General features: G+C 45.5%; 4 protein-coding genes. All 4 read left to right on the top strand.

Annotation, left to right across the window (positions count from 1 at the left end; translation table 11 throughout):
- Window positions 1–104 precede the first annotated feature (104 nt).
- The 4 genes from EO131_RS13840 to EO131_RS13855 are packed head-to-tail and all read left to right on the top strand — an operon-like array spanning window position 105 to window position 19,048.
- Window positions 105–2,363 carry an Ig-like domain-containing protein gene (locus EO131_RS13840; protein WP_127023378.1) on the top strand — a complete coding sequence of 753 codons (2,259 nt, stop codon included), beginning with the start codon at window positions 105–107 and terminating at the stop codon, window positions 2,361–2,363.
- A 6-nt stretch (window positions 2,364–2,369) separates the two neighbouring features.
- Window positions 2,370–4,445, top strand: coding sequence for a PorP/SprF family type IX secretion system membrane protein (locus tag EO131_RS13845; RefSeq protein WP_127023381.1), 2,076 nt, complete (start codon window positions 2,370–2,372; stop codon window positions 4,443–4,445).
- A 10-nt stretch (window positions 4,446–4,455) separates the two neighbouring features.
- Window positions 4,456–18,069 carry a T9SS type B sorting domain-containing protein gene (locus EO131_RS13850; protein WP_127023384.1) on the top strand — a complete coding sequence of 4,538 codons (13,614 nt, stop codon included), beginning with the start codon at window positions 4,456–4,458 and terminating at the stop codon, window positions 18,067–18,069.
- 19 nt (window positions 18,070–18,088) lie between these two features.
- Entirely contained in the window at window positions 18,089–19,048 is a 960-nt protein-coding gene (locus tag EO131_RS13855) for a PorP/SprF family type IX secretion system membrane protein (protein ID WP_127023387.1), read from the top strand.
- Window positions 19,049–19,081: the final 33 nt, after the last annotated feature.

Genomic DNA, 19,081 nt, shown 5'->3' on the forward strand with positions numbered 1-19,081 from the left:
CTATATGAAATCGGGCCGTAGAGAAGCGACCCGGAGAACTAACACATTAAGGGGCACAAACTAACAGGGCATTATTGCCCATAACCTCTTAAAAACTAACGGTGATGAAAAAAAGAAGTTCAACCTATGGTATTCCGTTTCTGGCCTTGGCCATGATGCTCCTTTTTGCCCTTGGAGCCCATGCCCAGGTATTGAACAAACCCACTCCTGCCGATAACCCCAATTTGGCCGGGAACTCTGCCTGGACGGCAGCATGTGCCTCGGCAAGCTTCAACGAATATTTTGTCAACTTTACCTGGAGCCCTCCTTTGGTGGCTTCCAACAACGAATTTATACTGGAGCTTTCGGATGCTAACGGCTACTTCAGTGATCCCGTTGAATTGGATAGGGTAAGTGACAAAAACACTGTTTTCGATTTTGAATTTCAATTTGCGTTGCCAACGGACATCCGTGGGGAGAATTACAAATTCAGGGTAAGAAGCACCAATCCCGCCAAGACCAGCCCTGCCTCCGATGCGTTTTCCATGTACTTTATCGATTACAATTCACCATTGCTCATTAGCGAAAATGGGAATGGAACCATTCCTTCGGGTGGTGTGATCCAGCTTTGTGGCAGCGGTTCGGTTACTTTGAAACCCCATAACATTCCCAATGCAAGCTCTTATCGTTACAACTGGTACAAAAGCGGCACTTTATTGGCCGAAAAGACTGAAAGCATCACCGTTTCAGATCCAGGAATGTACTACGTTGAGTTGGATTATGGTTCTGTTTGTTCCGGTTCTGCCAATACGTTGTCCAATACCATCGAAATCAATACAGGTACCAGCATAGGTATTGCAATTACCGGGAACAGCAGCGTACAGGTTTGTCCGGGTGATCCGCTGACTTTGTCTGCCAACATCACCGGCATGGGATATACGTATACCTGGTACAAGGATGGTACTATAGTTGGTGGGCCTACGGTTGAGGGAGGTTCTTTTAATGTGAATACCAATACGGCTGGTTTTGAAGGTGAATATGCCGTTGAAATCAGTGGATCCGGGGTTTGTATTGAAAAATCATCACCGGTTGCTGTTACAAGTCCCAGTGGTTTTGAGGTAGATCTTCAAAATGAAGAAAACATTGTACTGCTACCCGCGCAGACCAAGACACTCTCGGTTACCACAACGGCTTCATCTCCGACCTATCAATGGTATATGAATGGTGCCCCCGTTGCAAGCGCCACGAACAACTCACTAACTATTAATGCAGTAGGAACCTATTACGTAGAAGTAACTGAAAACGGTGGGCCATGTACTGCCGCGCCTATTGCCTCTGCAACCACTACGGTTGTAAGTCCGGATAGCTTTGAATTGGTGATTGATTATGTGGGATCATACAATTCTTGTGAAAATACGGATGCTACATTGAGTCTTTCCAAAATTAATGCGGTAAGCAATAATGGTGCAAAAACCGATGTAACTGCCGATCTACAGGCATCTTACAATTACCAGTGGAAACTGAATGGTGCCGATATCAACGGAGAAACTTCCAAAACAATTACTGTTTCCAATCAAAACAATGGGTCTTACGCTTTATATGGTACAATAAGCACCTTTAATGCTACATCCAATACGCTGGATGTTAAGTTGAAGTCCAGCCAAAACCTTCAAATCACCGCAAACAGCACAGTGTACTGTGAAGGCGGCGATCCTATCGTATTGGAAAGTTCATTAGATCTGACCAACGAAACCTACGCTTGGAAAAAGGATGGTGTAACCGTGGATAGCGCTTCTGAAGCGTTTACCGTAACTGCACCCGGCGTTTACGAATTGACCATCAACAGTAACGATTGCCCAATAGTTTCGAATAAAATCAACATTGTTCCTTTCGATGAGTCCTTGTTGGTACTGGACAGACCTCAAACTGTTATCATTATTGAGGGGGAAACAGAAACCGTTACTGCAACTGGTGCCAACTCGTACGAATGGTACGATGCGGGCAACAATTTAATATCCACCTCCAACAGCTACGATTTCCAGGAAGAAGGCGAATACCTTTTGATAGCCAACTTCGGAACCTGTACTGTAAGTAAAGTAATCACCGTAACGTTTAGGGACATGTTCTCCATTCCCAATGTGATTACGGCCAATGGAGACGGAATCAACGACCTATGGGTGTTGCCAAACACCTATTCAAGAGACCCTAATGTGCTGGTTACCATTTTCAACGAAAGGGGAGAGCAGGTATTTAGCCAAGCGGGTTATGAAAACAACTGGCCCCAATCCACCACGGCCTTCAACAAGCAGAGCATGATCTTCTATTATAAGATCACACGGGGTGGTAAAAGCCTGAAACAAGGAACCATAACTGTTATTAAATAAGCAGAAATGCAGACCAAAAAACCTCTACTATCACTCATATTCATCTTGCTACTTGTTTTCACCGGAATGCGTGGACAGGAAGAGGACCCCTTTGTGGCCTATAACGTCCCTTCCCAAAACTTGTTGAAGTTCAACCGGTTTTTGATAAACCCCACATTTTCAACGGTTAGGGAGGATAAATCCTATATTAACCTATTCCACAGAAACCAGTCGGTATCTTTTGATGATAACAATCAGGTCTACTTCTTGAGTTATAGTGGTAGGGTTAGTGATAGAAGTGGTGTTGGTCTTAGCTTATTTACCAACCGCGAAGGATTGTTCAACAATTTTGGTGTGCATGCCAATTACGCCTACGGTGTGCGTTTGAGTCCAAAAAGTACGTTCACCTTTGGTGCCAATGTTAGTTACTATCAAAGTGCCTTTAATCAAGATAGGGCCAATTCAGTAGAGATCGACCCATTTCTAAATACTCTGGAAAGTAGTTCTTTGGTGAGCTTTCAACCAGGTTTCAACTTCTCTTTCGGCAATTTCGATATTGGTGGTTTCGCCGAAAATCTATTTGATTACAACCTAAAAACCAGTGAATCGGTCACCGATTTCAATGAAAAGACTTATTCTGGACACCTGCAATATACCCATCAGTTTAAAAATGGTGCCGGGCTTTTGGAAAAGGCGCGGTTAATGCCGTTGGCGCGTGTACGCAAAATAGGGGACCAAGACTTGGTGTTGGGTGGAAACTTGATCCTTGATTTGCCCAAACTGGGATGGATTCAAGGAGGGTACGACGACTTTTATGGGGCTTCCGCTGGTCTTGGATTCAACTTGACCAAAAACATCTCTTTGGGTTATACCGTTGAAAAAGGATTGTCCAACGAGTTTGAAAACTTTGGGGTTACCCACGAAATCTCCCTTGCTTACTCCTTTACCCCTAACCTTACCGAGGACCGCGTAATGTTGGAGAAAGAAGGAGAAGAATTGGTGTCCAACGATGAAGATGTTCCCCAAGATGAACTGAACATCACAGATAAAGACCTTGAAATTGCACAATTGAAAGACAAATTGGCCGAAAACGATGCCATTTTGGACGAACTGCTAATGCGTCAAGATTCTATAGAAACCTATCGCAAGCAAGATCTAGAAAAACGCTTTGAGACCGTTATGAAAATGGTGAAGCGAGAAACCAAGGGAGAGAACCCCGCTTTGGAAGAAAAAGCCAAGGCATTGTATTTCGCCAATATGGACAGTGCCGATATTGTGGCCAGGCCTACCCAACCATTGGCCAATCACGGGCTATCCAACAATACTTCGACCAAAAAGGTCATCAAGATCAACGAAAACAAAAACAAGGATAGGGTAGTGGCCACCACGCCAGTGAAGCAGGACCAGACCCTAAGGGCCAACACAACCGCCAAAGTAACACGGGCCCGATTTAAAGCACACGTTGTTCCTCAGGTGGAAAGCGGCCATTATTTGATTGCCAATGTGTTCAAAAATCCTGACAACGTAGATGCCTTTATCGAAAAACTAAGGCAACAAGGTTTGGATGCTGATTATTTCCAAAATCCAAAGAACGGTCTCAATTATGTATTTATAGGCGAGTTCCAGGATAAGAGCGAAGCATTGACCGCCTACCATTCCAATATGAATGGGAAATACCAAGGCGATGCGTGGATCATGAACGTAAAAGGTGAGGATTCTCCAATTGCTGGATACAATCCAGTGGCACAGAACAACCCATCCAAATACGGCAACAGTGTATTGTCCAAAAATGTAGCCAACAGATCCAATGGCAAGGGAGGTGTCATCATGCAGACACAATCCATCAACGGCCTGCCTTCTGGATTCTACATAATTGCCAATGTATTCGACAACTCCTCCAATGCAAGAAGGTTTGTGAAAGAACTGAACGCCAGAGGGTTAAATGCCAGCTATTTTATAAATCCGAATGACAATTTAAGATATGTGTATCTCAAGAAACACGAAACTTGGGACAACGCGCTGACCTCATACTACAACAAACTAAACCATTCGTATGACGACGACATGTGGATCATGCGAATAAAACCGAACCGAACCACATAGCACCAAACCTATGAAACAATCACTACTCAAATGGTGTATGGTCACCTGTTTTCTTATGCTATCCCATTTTGGGATGGCACAGGTGAAGAATAACTTTGATGTCCGATATGTAAATCGACTCAAGGGTGATCTTACATTTATAGCCAACAATATTGTAAACAGGGATTCTGGTTCCACAGACCCGGAAGACCCCTATAATTTAACCGGAAGCAGCTCGGAATACAACGACCGGCTGAACATGCAGTACATCGACATAGATGGGGACCCCAGCACTTTCAGTTCAAGTAGTGCTACCCTTGCTGTTCCAGACCCAAGTTGTTCCTTGATCCGTTATGCGGGCCTGTATTGGTCTGCGGTATATCGAGACAGTAACCGAAGTGATTTCAACCAAGTTAAGTTCAGGGTCCCGGGCGGTTCCTATGTTGATTTGACCGCGGATGAAATCCTGTTTGATGGATACAATGATGTAGACTTCGGAAACTATAGCCCTTACGCTTGTTACAAGGATGTTACATCCATTGTTTCGGCTTTGGCCAATCCTGATGGGGAGTACACGGTTGCCAATGTTCGAGCCAGTTCCGGAAGCGGAATTACTGGTGGTATTTCTGGCGGTTGGACCTTGGTTGTGGTTTATGAAAATCCAACATTGCCCGGTAAATACATAACCACTTTTGATGGTTATGCAGGCATCAAATCTGGTGAAACGGTAGATATTCCTTTTAGCGGATTCACCACACTTCCTGCTCCGTTTCCTGTAAATGCCAAGTTGGGTGTTGCAGCTTTGGAGGGGGATAATAGAATTTCAGGCGATCAACTGTCACTTCGTGCAGACAGCAATGCCACCTTTACAACGTTGTCCAACACGGCCAACCCTTCCACCAACTTCTTCAACAGTAATATTACCAACGAAGGGGCAATTGTTACCACAAGAAACCCAAATAGTGTCAATACCCTGGGATGGGATGTGGACTTGTTTACCATTCCCAACCCCAACCAATCCATAATTCCCAATGATGAAACGGGTGCCACATTACGGGCATCTTCGACTCAGGATAAATACGATATTTTCTTCACTTCCTTGGACGTCGAAATCATTGAACCGCTGATGAACCTCGCCAAAACTGTCGAGGATATCGGTGGTAATGACATTACGGGTCAGGGTGTACATCTTGGTCAATTTCTGGATTATGTACTCACTTTCGAAAATGTGGGTAACGACGATGCGGTAAACTACACCATCAGGGACGTACTTCCCATAAATGTGACCTTGGACGAATCCAGTATTTCGATGCCAGCTGGTGTTACCTATGTATACGATCAAGCAACCCGAACAATTACCTTTACGATTCCGGATAGCATTGTTGAGGAAAACGACCCCGCTGCTACCATCCGTATGCGTGTACAAGTAGCCGAGAACTGTTTCGACTTTGTCGATGCCTGTACCGATATTATTCAAAACTTAGCGTATTCTACCTATTCCGGGGCCATAAATACGGCTCAGATTACCGATGATCCCAGTGTCTCCGATTTTGACGGCTGTGGATTTGGAACACCTGGGGCCACCAACTTTTTGTTGGACGACCTCAGCGCCTGTAATTTCAGCAGAACGGTTCAGCTTTGCGGTGAAAATGTATTATTGGATGCCGGTGACAACTTTGACAACTATATCTGGTACCGTGATGAAAACGGTAACGGACAGATTGACGTTGGAGTTGATACGGTAATCACGGATGCCGATACAGACAACGACCCTAGCACCATTTTGGTTTCCGAAGTGGGCACCTACCTTGTTGACAAGCAAGTGGCCGACCCATGTAAAGATTTTATGGAAATCATTATTGTAGAATTGTTTGGTTCTGTTCAATCGAACCCGATTACAGCATTGATCAACGATACGTCCAACACCATTGATGGTGACATTATTGTATGCCCAAACGATGGTAGTGAAACTCCCGAGATCTTTTTGTGCGGACTTAACGATACCGAATTGGTACAAGTGAACATTCCCGATGCCTTAAGTATTGAGTGGCAACAATTGGACGAAGGAAGTTGTACCGCCGCAACAGACGGATGTGCCAACACTTCACCAACATGTACTTGGAATACCGTGGACACCGGGAACGATTTCTTGGCCTCCAATTCAGGACAATATCGTTTGGTGATCAACTATCAAAACGGATGTTTCAGCAGGTTCTACTTCAACATTTATAAAAACCCGCTTGATCCCCAATATACTTCCAGCGACATTATTTGTAATACTCCTGGAAACATTACCGTGACCAATGTGCCGTTAACCTACGAATTCCAATTGGTAGACCAATCCAATGGCAACGTATTGGTTCCTTATGGTCCAAGCCCAAGTTTCGACATCGCCAACAATGGTGCATATAGGGTTGAAATGAGACAACAAGGCGTAACCGACGGTTGTGTATTTGTTTTGGACAACATTGGTATTTTGGAAAGGGATTTCCAAGTGCAAGTAACCTCCAGGGACACCGATTGTAACGGATTGGGAGAAATTTCCATTTCCGCGCTTAACGTAGAAGCCCAATACTACTATGAGGTCTCACAAGGTGGCACCGTGGTAGATACATACGGGCCATCAACCGACAACAATTATACTTTTGAAAACTTGAGCGATGGTGTTTATGACATTGCCGTATCTACAGATGATGGCTGTGCCTACACCCAACAAGTAACCATAAATGACCTTTCCGATTTAGAGTTAACTGCACGTATTTCACAACACATTACTTGTAAGGAAGGTAATATTTTGATGGAGTCCACAGGAGGCAAAACACCTCACGTATATGCCATTTGGTCTTATGTCGATGAAGGGGGCAACACGGTTATTTCTTATCCTTCCGTTAATGATATTCCTGCTTCCGCTTATCAAACCAGTCAGATATTTGACATCTACGACCCGGGACAATACACCTTTGTAGTAGTAGATCGAAACAACTGCCACGACATTTCAAACACTGTAACCATCGAGTTCAGGCCAGCGGCTGATTTTAATGCAACTTCGGTCATTGACGTCTTGTGTTTTGGGGATGCAACAGGTACCATTATGTTTAACCTTGTAAACAGCAATGGGTATCAATTGACGTATTACCTATTTGATGCTACAGGGTTTGACGAGGACAATTACAATTATGCCGATGCCTTGGCCACCAACGCTTCCGGAAATTTCCCCGGTTTGGCAAGTGGGGATTATGTGGTTGCTATCAACCAAAGAAAAGGTAGTGCGTCCTGTGATTATTTTGAATACCACACCATCTCCGCCCCGACCAATGCGTTGGCAGGCGATGCTGTTCTGGTTCAAGACTATACCTGTTTGCAAGATGGTATTATTGAAGCGCAGAACGTAACGGGTGGAACCGCTCCTTATGAATACAGTATTGACGGGGTAACCTTTGGTGCCTCACCTACGTTCCCCAATTTAACCGATGGAACATACTCCATTACCATTAGGGACGCCAACGGATGTACGTTTGTTACCAATTCGGTGACGATTGATCCGTTAGATCCTCCAACAGATATCGCATTCACTGCTACAAACCCGCTTTGTCCAACATTTGTTTCCGATGTTACCTTGGCCGTAACCGGTGGCACGCCAAGTTTGGTGTATGAATTGATCGCCCCGGCTGCTAGTGCAGTGAACAATGGCAACAATGCTACATTTACCGGATTGACTCCCGGCACTTATATGTTCCGAGTAACAGATGCCAACGGGTGTTTCTATGACGAATCGTTCACCATCGCTCCAGTAACCGAAATTTCTGTCGTTGGACAATTGATAAGTGATATTACTTGTTTTGGAGCTAGTGATGGTGAAATTCAATACACTGTTTCCAATTTCAATACAGATTATGATTATTCGGTTACCGGACCCGCCAGTTTCTCTGGAAGTGCCCAAACCAACAGCACTATTTCGTTGACTGGTTTGGCCGAAGGAACCTATACTATTACCGTTACCGATAACTTTACCAATTGTACCGATACTGCCGATGTGACCATCAATGCGCCTCCGGCAGCTATTACAACAACAGTGACGGTAGCACAACCAACGTGTATTGCTGTAGGTTCTGCCAACATTACCGCTAGTGGGGGTTGGGGAAGTTATACGTATGAAATTACAGCCGGACCTGCCGGTTATGTGCTTCCGGCACCACAATCCAATGGATTGTTTGGCAACTTGACCCTTGGTGGCACCTATACCTATACGGTGACCGATGCCAATGGTTGCGTGTTCACGGACACCTTCGATATTTTTGAAGCGATTGCTCCCATTTTGAGCATTGTTCCAAACGATATTTGTTATGATGATGCCGTGGGATTGACCCTGACCGCCAATGTTACTTCTGGTGGTGATGGCAACTTTGAATACAGCTTAAATGGAGGTCCATTTGTGGCCAGTAATGTGTTTACAGGTTTGGGCCCTGGCGACTATACCATTCAGGTAAGGGATGGCAACGATTGTTTTGCTTCTGCATCCATTACCGTTGATCCCGAATTAAGCGTGGTAGCTTCTGCACCAAACATTACGGCCTGTACAACCGATACCGATGTAACCATTACTGCTGCTGGTGGCGATGGAAACTATGTGTATGCCGTGGTTGCTGATGGAGTGGCCCCTACATCTGGTGACTTTGCCACTACAAATCCTGTAACGGTTACCGGTGCAGGTGATTACGATGTTTACGTAAGGGACAACAATGGCGCAGCTGGATATTGTGAGGCCATGTATAACCTTACAATTGTTCAGGATCCCCCATTGGCCATAACACCTACTGTTACTAATGTAAGCTGCAATGGCGGTTCCGATGGTAGCATTGTTTTGGCCGCTTCCGGAGGTGAAGCGCCCTACATGTACAGCATTGACAATGGGGTTACCTTTCAGGTTTCCAACACGTTTGTGAATCTTGTTGCGGGCACTTATGATGTGGCAATCAGAGATGCAAACAACTGTGTCGAAACCGTTCAAGTGACCATAACCGAGCCTGATCCAATCGTAGCTGAGGCCCTGATTACCCAAGACTATACCTGTCTTCAGTTAGGTCAAATTACTGTCGGTAGTGTAACTCCTACTTCCGGAGGTTCTGGTTCTTATCAATACAGCATTAACGGTGGCGCATGGACTGCTGCCACAACGGGCGGCACTATCTTTACAGGATTGATGGATGGTACGTATTCCATCCGTGTACGGGATGCCAATCAAATCGATTGTTTCATCACTTTGCCAGATGTTATCATTCCTCCGCTACCTGTAGAACCCACCCTCACCACTGCTGTGGTCTATAATTGTGATGGGACCGGTGAAATTACTGTACTTCCTTCTGACCCTTCCTACACCTATAGTTTGAATGGAGGCGTTCCGCAAGCCAGCAATGTATTTAGCAATGTGGCGCCCGGAACCCATACCATCGAGGTTGATTACGGAAGTGGATGTACCACACAAACAGCGGTTACCATTGATAGCGGTTATGCGTTTGATGGAGTGGTTACAGCATTTTCCAACCTGACCTGTAACAGTGCTGCAGATGGTTCCATTACCTTCGAAGTGGAAAATTTTGAGCCAGGAACCGGATTTACCTATCAAGTGGATGGTGGAGCTGTTTCGCCAGCCCAATTCGCCAGCCCGATCACAGTAAATGGATTGGCTGCGGGCAACCACACCATTACCATTGTTGACTTGAGGGATCCTGCGTGTTCCGTAATACTCAATCAAACATTGACAGAGCCTAGCCCTGTAGATGTTACAGCCTCCATCACCACCATTTTGACCTGTACCAATGGAGGTGCCACCATTACTGCTGCGGCAACTGGTGGAACTCCAACCTATCAATATCAATTGGAAGATGGCGTAGGCGGAATTTTGGTTGCCTACCAATCTTCGAACATATTTACGGGATTGGCCGCAGGGGATTATGTGGTAAGGGCAAGAGATCTTAATCTTTGTGAAGATTTTACAACAGTATTGACTGTTGATCCTCCTGCCAACATTGTATTCACTTCTACGCCAACGGCCTGTTATAGTGGTAACAATGACGGTTCCATTCAAGTGGACGTGACCAGTGGAAATGGCAATTATCAGTTCAGTTTGAACGGAGGTGCTTGGATGACTCCAACCCCTTCAACAGCAACCACATATACGTTCAACAACCTTACTTCAGGTACCTATACCATCGATGTTCGAGACGAATTTGGTTGTACTGGTGTACAACAGTCCGTGACCATTGCTCCACAATTGACGGCATCTGCGTTCCTTAATAATGATTTGACCTGTTTGGCTGATGCTACCATCACCATTACCGCATCTGGCGGTTCAGGTTCGTATACATACGAGTGGTCCAACGATGGGGGTGTAACCTACAACTCAACCGGCTTTACCGGCAATGTGTTCAACACCAATACAGATGGAACCTATATGTTCCGTGTAACCGATACAACTGCTCCTGTGGCCTGTTCGGTAACCACCAACAGCCTCGTGATTACACCTGCTACCACACCAGTGATCAGCAGCGTTACTCCAACGGACATACTTTGTAACGGTGAAAGCACTGGCGCATTGAATGTGGTGATCGACACTTCTGTCGGTGTGCCTCCATATACCATCAATGTGGTGGAAACCAGTGGTCCAACCAATTATGGTTCACAAACCACAGGATTGCCCGCGGGCAGCTATGAGGTTACTGTAACCGATTCCAAAGGATGTACCTCAGCTCCGTTCCCGGTTGTAATATCAGAACCGTCGCCTATTACCTATACAACTACCGATGTTCCAATAACTTGTGATGCTGGAACCGGTGTTACCAACCCTGGCTCCATCACCATTTCTGGAGTAACCGGTGGTACAGCAGAGTACACCTATGTTTTGACGGCAAACAACGGTATTGCTCCACAAACCTATACTACTACTTCAGGTGCACGGGATCATACCTTTACCGTATTGGAGTTCGGTATCTATCAAATTGATGTGATCGATGCCAATGGCTGTGCTTCGTATACCACAGAGATCATTGCTTCTCCGCCAGACGATTTGGATATTGACATAAGCACCGCCACTGTGGATTGTACCGCTGGTGGTACTGCCATTGTTACAGTAAGCTCTACCGTAGGTAGTGGCAACTATGAATTTGCCATTTTGGAATCCTATACCGCACCTTATTCCAGCAGCTACCAAGCTCCTGATGTGTTGGGTGGGGATACCGCAACCTTTACTGGGCTTACCCCAGGTATTACCTACACTTTTGTGGTGTTCGACCTGACTACAAATTGCTACTATTTTGAAGAAGCGGCAGCACCGATAAACACGCCATCTGCAATGACGGCAACTTTGGATGCTGTGAACAACGTTAGCTGTACAGGCTCAGCAGATGGAAATATTTCGTTCACCTTTACAGGATTCAATGCGGGAGCTACCGATGTGCAGTACGAAATCTTCAACAGACAATCCAACATATCCACTGGGTTTAGCGGAATCGCAAATGTGAACCTACCTACCTCGGTAACTGTAAACAACTTTGCAACACTCCCTCCGGGTGAATACTATTTGTTGTTGACCGAGATTGGAGGACCAAACAACGGCTGTTCCGTGAATGGTGGAGAATTCTCCATTCGCGAATCTGTGAACGCCTTGGATTTGGATGTGGCGAGCCCACAAAACGACAACTGTAATCCTAATGCAGGTGTAATCACGGCTGCAGGAAGGTACGGAACCGCTCCATATACCTATCAATACCTATTGAGCACAGATCCCGCTCCAACTGCCGCATCGGCTGGATGGACAAGTGCGACTTTTGCCAATGTAGAGGCTGGGGATTACATGGTATATGTAATGGATGCCTATGGATGTATTTTCCAAAGACCAATTACTGTTGATGAAGATCCAAGTCCGGAAATTTCTATAGCCATTGTGGATGAATGTGTAAACGAGGGAACCTTCCAAATCTTGGTTACCCTGGACAATCCTGCATTGGCCATGTCGCCATTCCAAATCAGTGTCAACGGCTCTGCATTCCAAAACTTCACCTTTGATGGCAGCAACCAGTATACCATTTCTGGATTAAGCTCAGGAGTCGGACAAACCGTTGCCGTTAGGGATTTGAATGGTTGTATCGATACCCAAACCATTGATATTTATCCTCCATTGGAGTTCATCGCCACACAAACAGTGGCCTTGGATTGTGAGCCTGGTGCTGCAGCCAATGCCGAGATTGAAATTGAAGTAATCTCCGGTTCCGGTAATTATGAATTTATCATCGATGGTCCTGGCGCCAATGATCAAACTAGAACGGTATTGCCATCCAACCCATTTACCTGGACGGGCGCTGCTGCTGCTGGCAGTTACAGCGTTACTGTATTTGATATGGGAACCACGCCTCCCAACTGTTTCGAGACCATCACCATTGATGTGCCCGATGCGCCACTGCCTTCGTTTACCGAAACCCATTTGGATGTTACTTGTTTTGGTGGCAGTGATGGTAGCATTACTTTGCACGAAGTGGACAATGGTATTGCTCCATTGACCTATACCCTTACCCCAATGCCGGCAGGTGCTGTATTGAACGGCACCACTTTTGAAAACCTACCTGCAGGAACCTATAGCGTTCGCGGTGTGGGCACCAATAGCTGCTTCGTGGATATCTTTGATATTGTTATCGCCGAACCCGCAGCCGTTGTTGTTCCTGCACCAACCGTGGTAGAATTCGGTTGTTCTGTTGGAAACAATACCGATAATGCGAGTATAACCGTAGACGCAGCATCCATTACCGGTGGTAGTGGAAACTACGTAATCTATGAGTTCATCAACGATCAAGGTACCGTTGCCACAGGGGACGATGTTGTGGTTCAATCTGGATCCAACAATACCTATCTTGAAACCGACATCAATGGCGGAAGCTATATAATCAATGTATACGACAGTAATGGTTGTTTGGGATCAACTACAGCCGTTATTTCCCCATTTGATAGCTTGGATTCAGCAACCGTTGCGGTCGATGCCGTGGCTACTTGTACCACTGGTGAAGATATCACAATCACGGCCATAGGATCAATTACAACATCTGTTACCGACCCAGCCAACTATGAGTTCAGGGAATTGCCATCTGGTACCTTCCAGGCTTCTGGTAGCTTCACCGGATTGGGAGTGGGCATACATTTCTTCGAAGTTAGAAATACTATCACGGGCTGTGTGATTACGGTTTCCCATGAGGTGGCCGACCCACAGGTATTGGATCTATTGGTGGTCAGTACCACCGATATAACCTGTTATGGTGATACCAATGGTGCCGTGGAATTGAACTTGGTAGATGCTACAAGCGTTACCTACCCAAGTGCAATCAGCTATACCCTATACTATGATATTAACAATACACCCGGCAACCTAGCTGATGATGTGTTGACCACAGGTTCTGATACCGATGGAAGCTTTACCATCACAGGTCTGGCGGCCGGAAGCTACAATATTGAAGTTGTCGACACCAACCCTCCAGGGTCTGACTGTCTGTACAGCACTTCATTTAACATTGCCGGACCAAGTGCCCCTATTGTTGGTGCTACAGTGGTAACCGACATCACGTGTATCGGAAATGATGGAGTGATCCAAATTACCAATGTAACTGGTGGATGGGGAGGTTATTCCTACTATGTGGGCACCTCGGCTCCAACTGGACCCGGTGATTATGTGGCCAGTCCAACTTTTAGTGGACTTTCTGTTGGCACCTATGAAGCATGGGTAATTGATGCCAGTGGTTGTGAGCAATTGGTGGATACCGTGGTTCTTGCCGATCCGCTTCCAATTACCGCTACCCTTCAGATCAATCAGGAAAACTGTACCGATCTACAGGGTGAAATTGAAGTGGTTGGAACGACTGGTGGTCAAGGTAGCAACTATACGTATCAATTGATCCGAAACGGTTCCAATGTTGGTTCGCCACAGACCAGTCCGATATTCTCTGGATTGGGTGCCGGTTCCTATGAAGTATTGATTGCAGACCAATGGTCTTGTACAACCACAATTGGCCCAGTTGTATTGACCAATGCCATGACGGCCAATACCACTGTGGTGAAACCCATCGATTGTAACGTGGATCCAGGTGGACAAATTACCGTGAATGTTACGGGTGGTTCATCCAACTTGACCTTTGATGTGGTCTATCCTGATGGAATTACCACGGCTAGCAACGGTACCGGTGTGTTTACTGGACTGACTCAGCCCGGTGTGTATACGTTCACTGTAACAGATAATGATACCGCTACACCTTGTACTTATGTGGTAACACAAGAATTGGACGACAAGGTTGATCCGGTGATCGACGATGTTATCGTACAAGATGTTAGCTGTAATGGTGGTTCCGATGGTAGTTTGACCGTGGTTTTGGATCCTGCAACAAATGTAGACCCATTGTACACCTACGAATTGTATCAAATGTCCGATTTGGTGAATCCGTACCGATTCGCACAATCAAGTCCTGTGTTCGATAATTTACCTGCCGGTGATTACCGTGTAAGGGTGATTTCATCCAGAGCTTGTGAGGATACTTTTGATGCAACCGTGAACGAACCTACGCCGTTGACCGCAACAGCTGTGTCCACTGATTTCTCTTGTAGCCCTAGCAATTCAATTGTGGAGGCCGTTGTAACGGTTACCCCAGCAGGAGGTACTGCTCCTTATCTGTATAGCTTCAATGGTAATGGATTCACTTCCAGTACTACCTTCAATGTGGTGGACAATGGTACTGTTCAGACCATCAACTACATCGTAAGGGATGCCAACGGATGTGAATTCCCAGGTAGTATTGATGTTCAACCATTGAACACGTTCACCTTGGCGGTTGCACAAGATGTTGCCATCACCTGTGTTAATCCAGAAACGGTAACATTGACGGTAACCGAAACCTTTGGCGGTGACACCTATACTTTTGAATTGTTGCCTACTGGAAACACCCAAGGCACCATGACAGGTTCTACAGCGACTACCGCAACGTTCGACTTGACTGCTCCTGGCACGTATACCTTCAGGGCAACCAATACTACTACAGGGTGTTTTGTAGAAGCTACACATACGATTGCACCATACGATACCATAGATGTAGTGGCCACTGCCATTGATCCTGCGGTATGTTTTGACGATGCTGGTTCTTTGGAAATCAATGTAACGGGTTACACCGGTGCATACGATTACGAAGTGTTCCGAACCGATGGTACATCCATATTAACAGGTAGTGGAAATACAAGCACGAATCCATTTATGATACCTGATCCATCGTCCTTGCTAGTTGGTGGTAATTACTTTGTTCGTGTAACCGAAACAGGAAGTCCGTTCTGTATTGAGGATTCTAATACCATAACCATTATTTCCCCAAGCAGTCCATTGGCGGTGACACCACAACAGGTGGCCGATGTTACCTGTACCAATGACCAAGGTGAGATATTGGTAGCACCAACTGGTGGATATGCACCTTACGATATGGTGTTGACCAACACTACAACCGGCCAAGTTTACACCATGAATGATGTAACTAGTTATGTCTTCACAGGTCTGTCTGCAGGTTCATACGAAGTACGGGTGACCGATGACCAAGGATGCGAAATTGTGGACAATTCAGTGACCCTGGTTGAGCCATTGCCAATTACCGCTCAAATTGACGCCGCTCCAATAGATTTGGATTGTTATGGTGACAACAGTGCATCGGTATGGGCCTACAATGTGTCTGGTGGTGAAGGCGTTTATCAATACCAATTGAATTATTACGACGCAACCGGAACCAACATTGTGTTCACTTCTGGTGAGCAAGGGAATCCAACCTTCACTGGATTGGGAGCTGGAATTTACAGTATCACCGTTTCCGATGGATGGAACTGTGGCATGGAAACACCACAAGTGACCATCAACGAACCAACAGAAGTAACGTCATCATTGGTACAAGTAAGCGAGCTTACCTGTAATGACATGGCCGAGATTCGTTTAACTGCATCCGGTGGAAATGGTTCCTATGAGTACAGTAGCGATAATATCACTTTTACAGCAATGGCCGGAAATACGGTTACGCTCACTGTACCTGCTGGAGTATATCAATTCTATGTGCGGGACACCAATGGTTGTGAGGCAGATATCTCCAACCAAGTAAGCATCGACCCTGTTCCACCATTGACGTTGAACATTGACGATACTGCGGCGTATATCAACTGTACCGGTGAGGCATCTGCTACCATTATTGCACAGGCCACGGGAGGTTTGGGTAATTATAGCTACGAACTGTTCACTGATGCGGTCTTGACCAATTTATGGGCAGGACCACAAGCCAGTGGCACGTTTAATATGTTGCCGGCCGGTAGCTATTATGTACGGGTGACCAGTGAGGATTGTGTGGAAGTATCCCCAGAAATCTTGATTGTGGACCCAGCTCCATTGCAGGTAGATCGTGAAGAATTCACCAATGTAACCTGTGCCGGTGAAAATGATGGTACAATCACGGTTGAGGTTTCCGGAGGTACCGGTGAAATTCTATATGCTATTTCACCCAACCTTGATCAATTTGATACGGAGAATACCTTTACCGATTTGGCTCCTGGCATTTACGATGTTATTGCTCAAGATGTGAATGGATGTTTCATCACGTTCCAATTTGAAATCACACAACCAGAACCAATTCAGGCCGAAGCGGTGAACATTATGCACGAAGTATGTTACAACAGTGCCGATGGTTCCTTCGAATTGCAGATAACCGGAGGTACCGCTCCTTATGAAACTGCCCTGAACTCCAATGCAGATGCCGATTTTGTACAAGACCAGATCTTGTTCCAAAACTTGGCTGCAGGAACCCATGTGGTATTCGTAAGGGATGCCCAAGGTTGTGAAACCAATGTGTTTGTGGAAATTGAGCCCGGTGTAAACTTGGCTGCTACCGTTACCCCGATTTATGAGTGTACCGGTAATATTCCTAACAACTATTTGGAAATTGTTTTTGAAAACGATTCTGTAACAGCAGATGTATTGTATGCCTTGGATTCTACCGATCCAGCAGATATGCAACTTACTGCTGACTTTATGAACATAGCACCGGGTGATCATTACTTGACCATAGCACATGCCAATGGATGTATGACCACGTATGATTTCACTATTGAAGGTTATGAACCATTGACCTTGGTATTGGAAAACAACAATATCAACCAGATTACGGCCGTGGCCGAAGGTGGAGTGGAACCGTATACCTTCTATTTCAATGATTTCAATAACGGAACCGACAATACGTTCTATATCAACAGAACGGATACCTACACGGTAACTGTGATCGATCAGAACGGTTGTGAGGCCACGGCGGAGATATTCATGGAGTTCATCGATATTGAGTTCCCGAACTTCTTCACGCCTGATGGAGATGGACTTAACGATACGTGGATTCCGAATAACATTGAAGGCTTCCCAGAAGTACTAATTAAGATTTATGATCGTTATGGTAGAGTAGTGGAAGAGATGACCCGCGACACCCAAGGTTGGGATGGCAACTATGATGGAAAACCATTGCCAACGGGAGATTACTGGTACGTGGTCCGCTTGAACGGCGAACTGGACGACAGAGAATTTGTGGGACACTTTACACTTTATCGACAATAATACTTAACCTGCAAGCCCCATGTTCAAAAAAGTATATTCAACGATCCTATTGTTTGCTTTGGCACTTTGTGCGAATGGGCAGGAGTTGACCATACCACAATTATCACAATACATTGCCGATAACCCATTTTTGATGTCCCCGACCTATGCAGGGATCGGGGACCATATCAAAGTTCGGTTGAACGGACTAACCCAATGGGTAGGCATTGAAGATGCGCCGGATACCCAAACCTTGGCCGCCGATGCCCGAATAGGAAACCGATCGGGAGTAGGTATGCTATTGTACAACGATAGTAACGGATATACAAGGCAACGGGGTGCGAGAGTATCCTTTGCCCACCATTTGACCTTGGATCGATACGATGATATTTTCCTTTCTTTTGGAATATCCTACAACTTTAACCAGTTTAGGGTGGATGTGGAAGAGTTTCAAGCCAACAATGGTCAATTACCAACAGATGACAAGGCTACTACCAATCACAATTTTGATTTGGGCGTACTTTACCGGTATAATAAATTCTATTTCAGTTTGAATGCGGCCAACGTGCTGAACAAGGACCTGTCCAACTTCAGTACCGACCAAATTCAGATAGAACCGAACAAGCTTCGTAACTACTACATCTATTCCGGATACAGTATTTCCAAAAATAAGAACAGCAAACTGGAAATTGAGCCTTCCGTTTTCTTCCAGTGGTTCGAAAGTGACGGTCGTTCGGTAACTGATTTGAATGCCAAATTCCGTTTCCACGATTTTGAGGATTACTATTATGTGGGTCTTACCTATCGCTTTTTGAACGATCAGTTGGGTGAGCCTTTATACATTGCCCCTATTGCCGGGTTTAAGAAAAGTAATTTCTATTTCGGATACTCCTACCAAGTGATTACCAATGAAATTTTGGGCTATAGTATGGGTACCCATGTGGTAACCGTAGGAATGGACCTTTTCCAAGGAATCAGCAACTGTAGGTGTATGTATTAATTTCCTATGATTTGACGTATTTTTGCACTTCTT

The organism is Flagellimonas beolgyonensis, assembly GCF_003992615.1.
GTDB classification, from domain to species: domain Bacteria; phylum Bacteroidota; class Bacteroidia; order Flavobacteriales; family Flavobacteriaceae; genus Flagellimonas; species Flagellimonas beolgyonensis.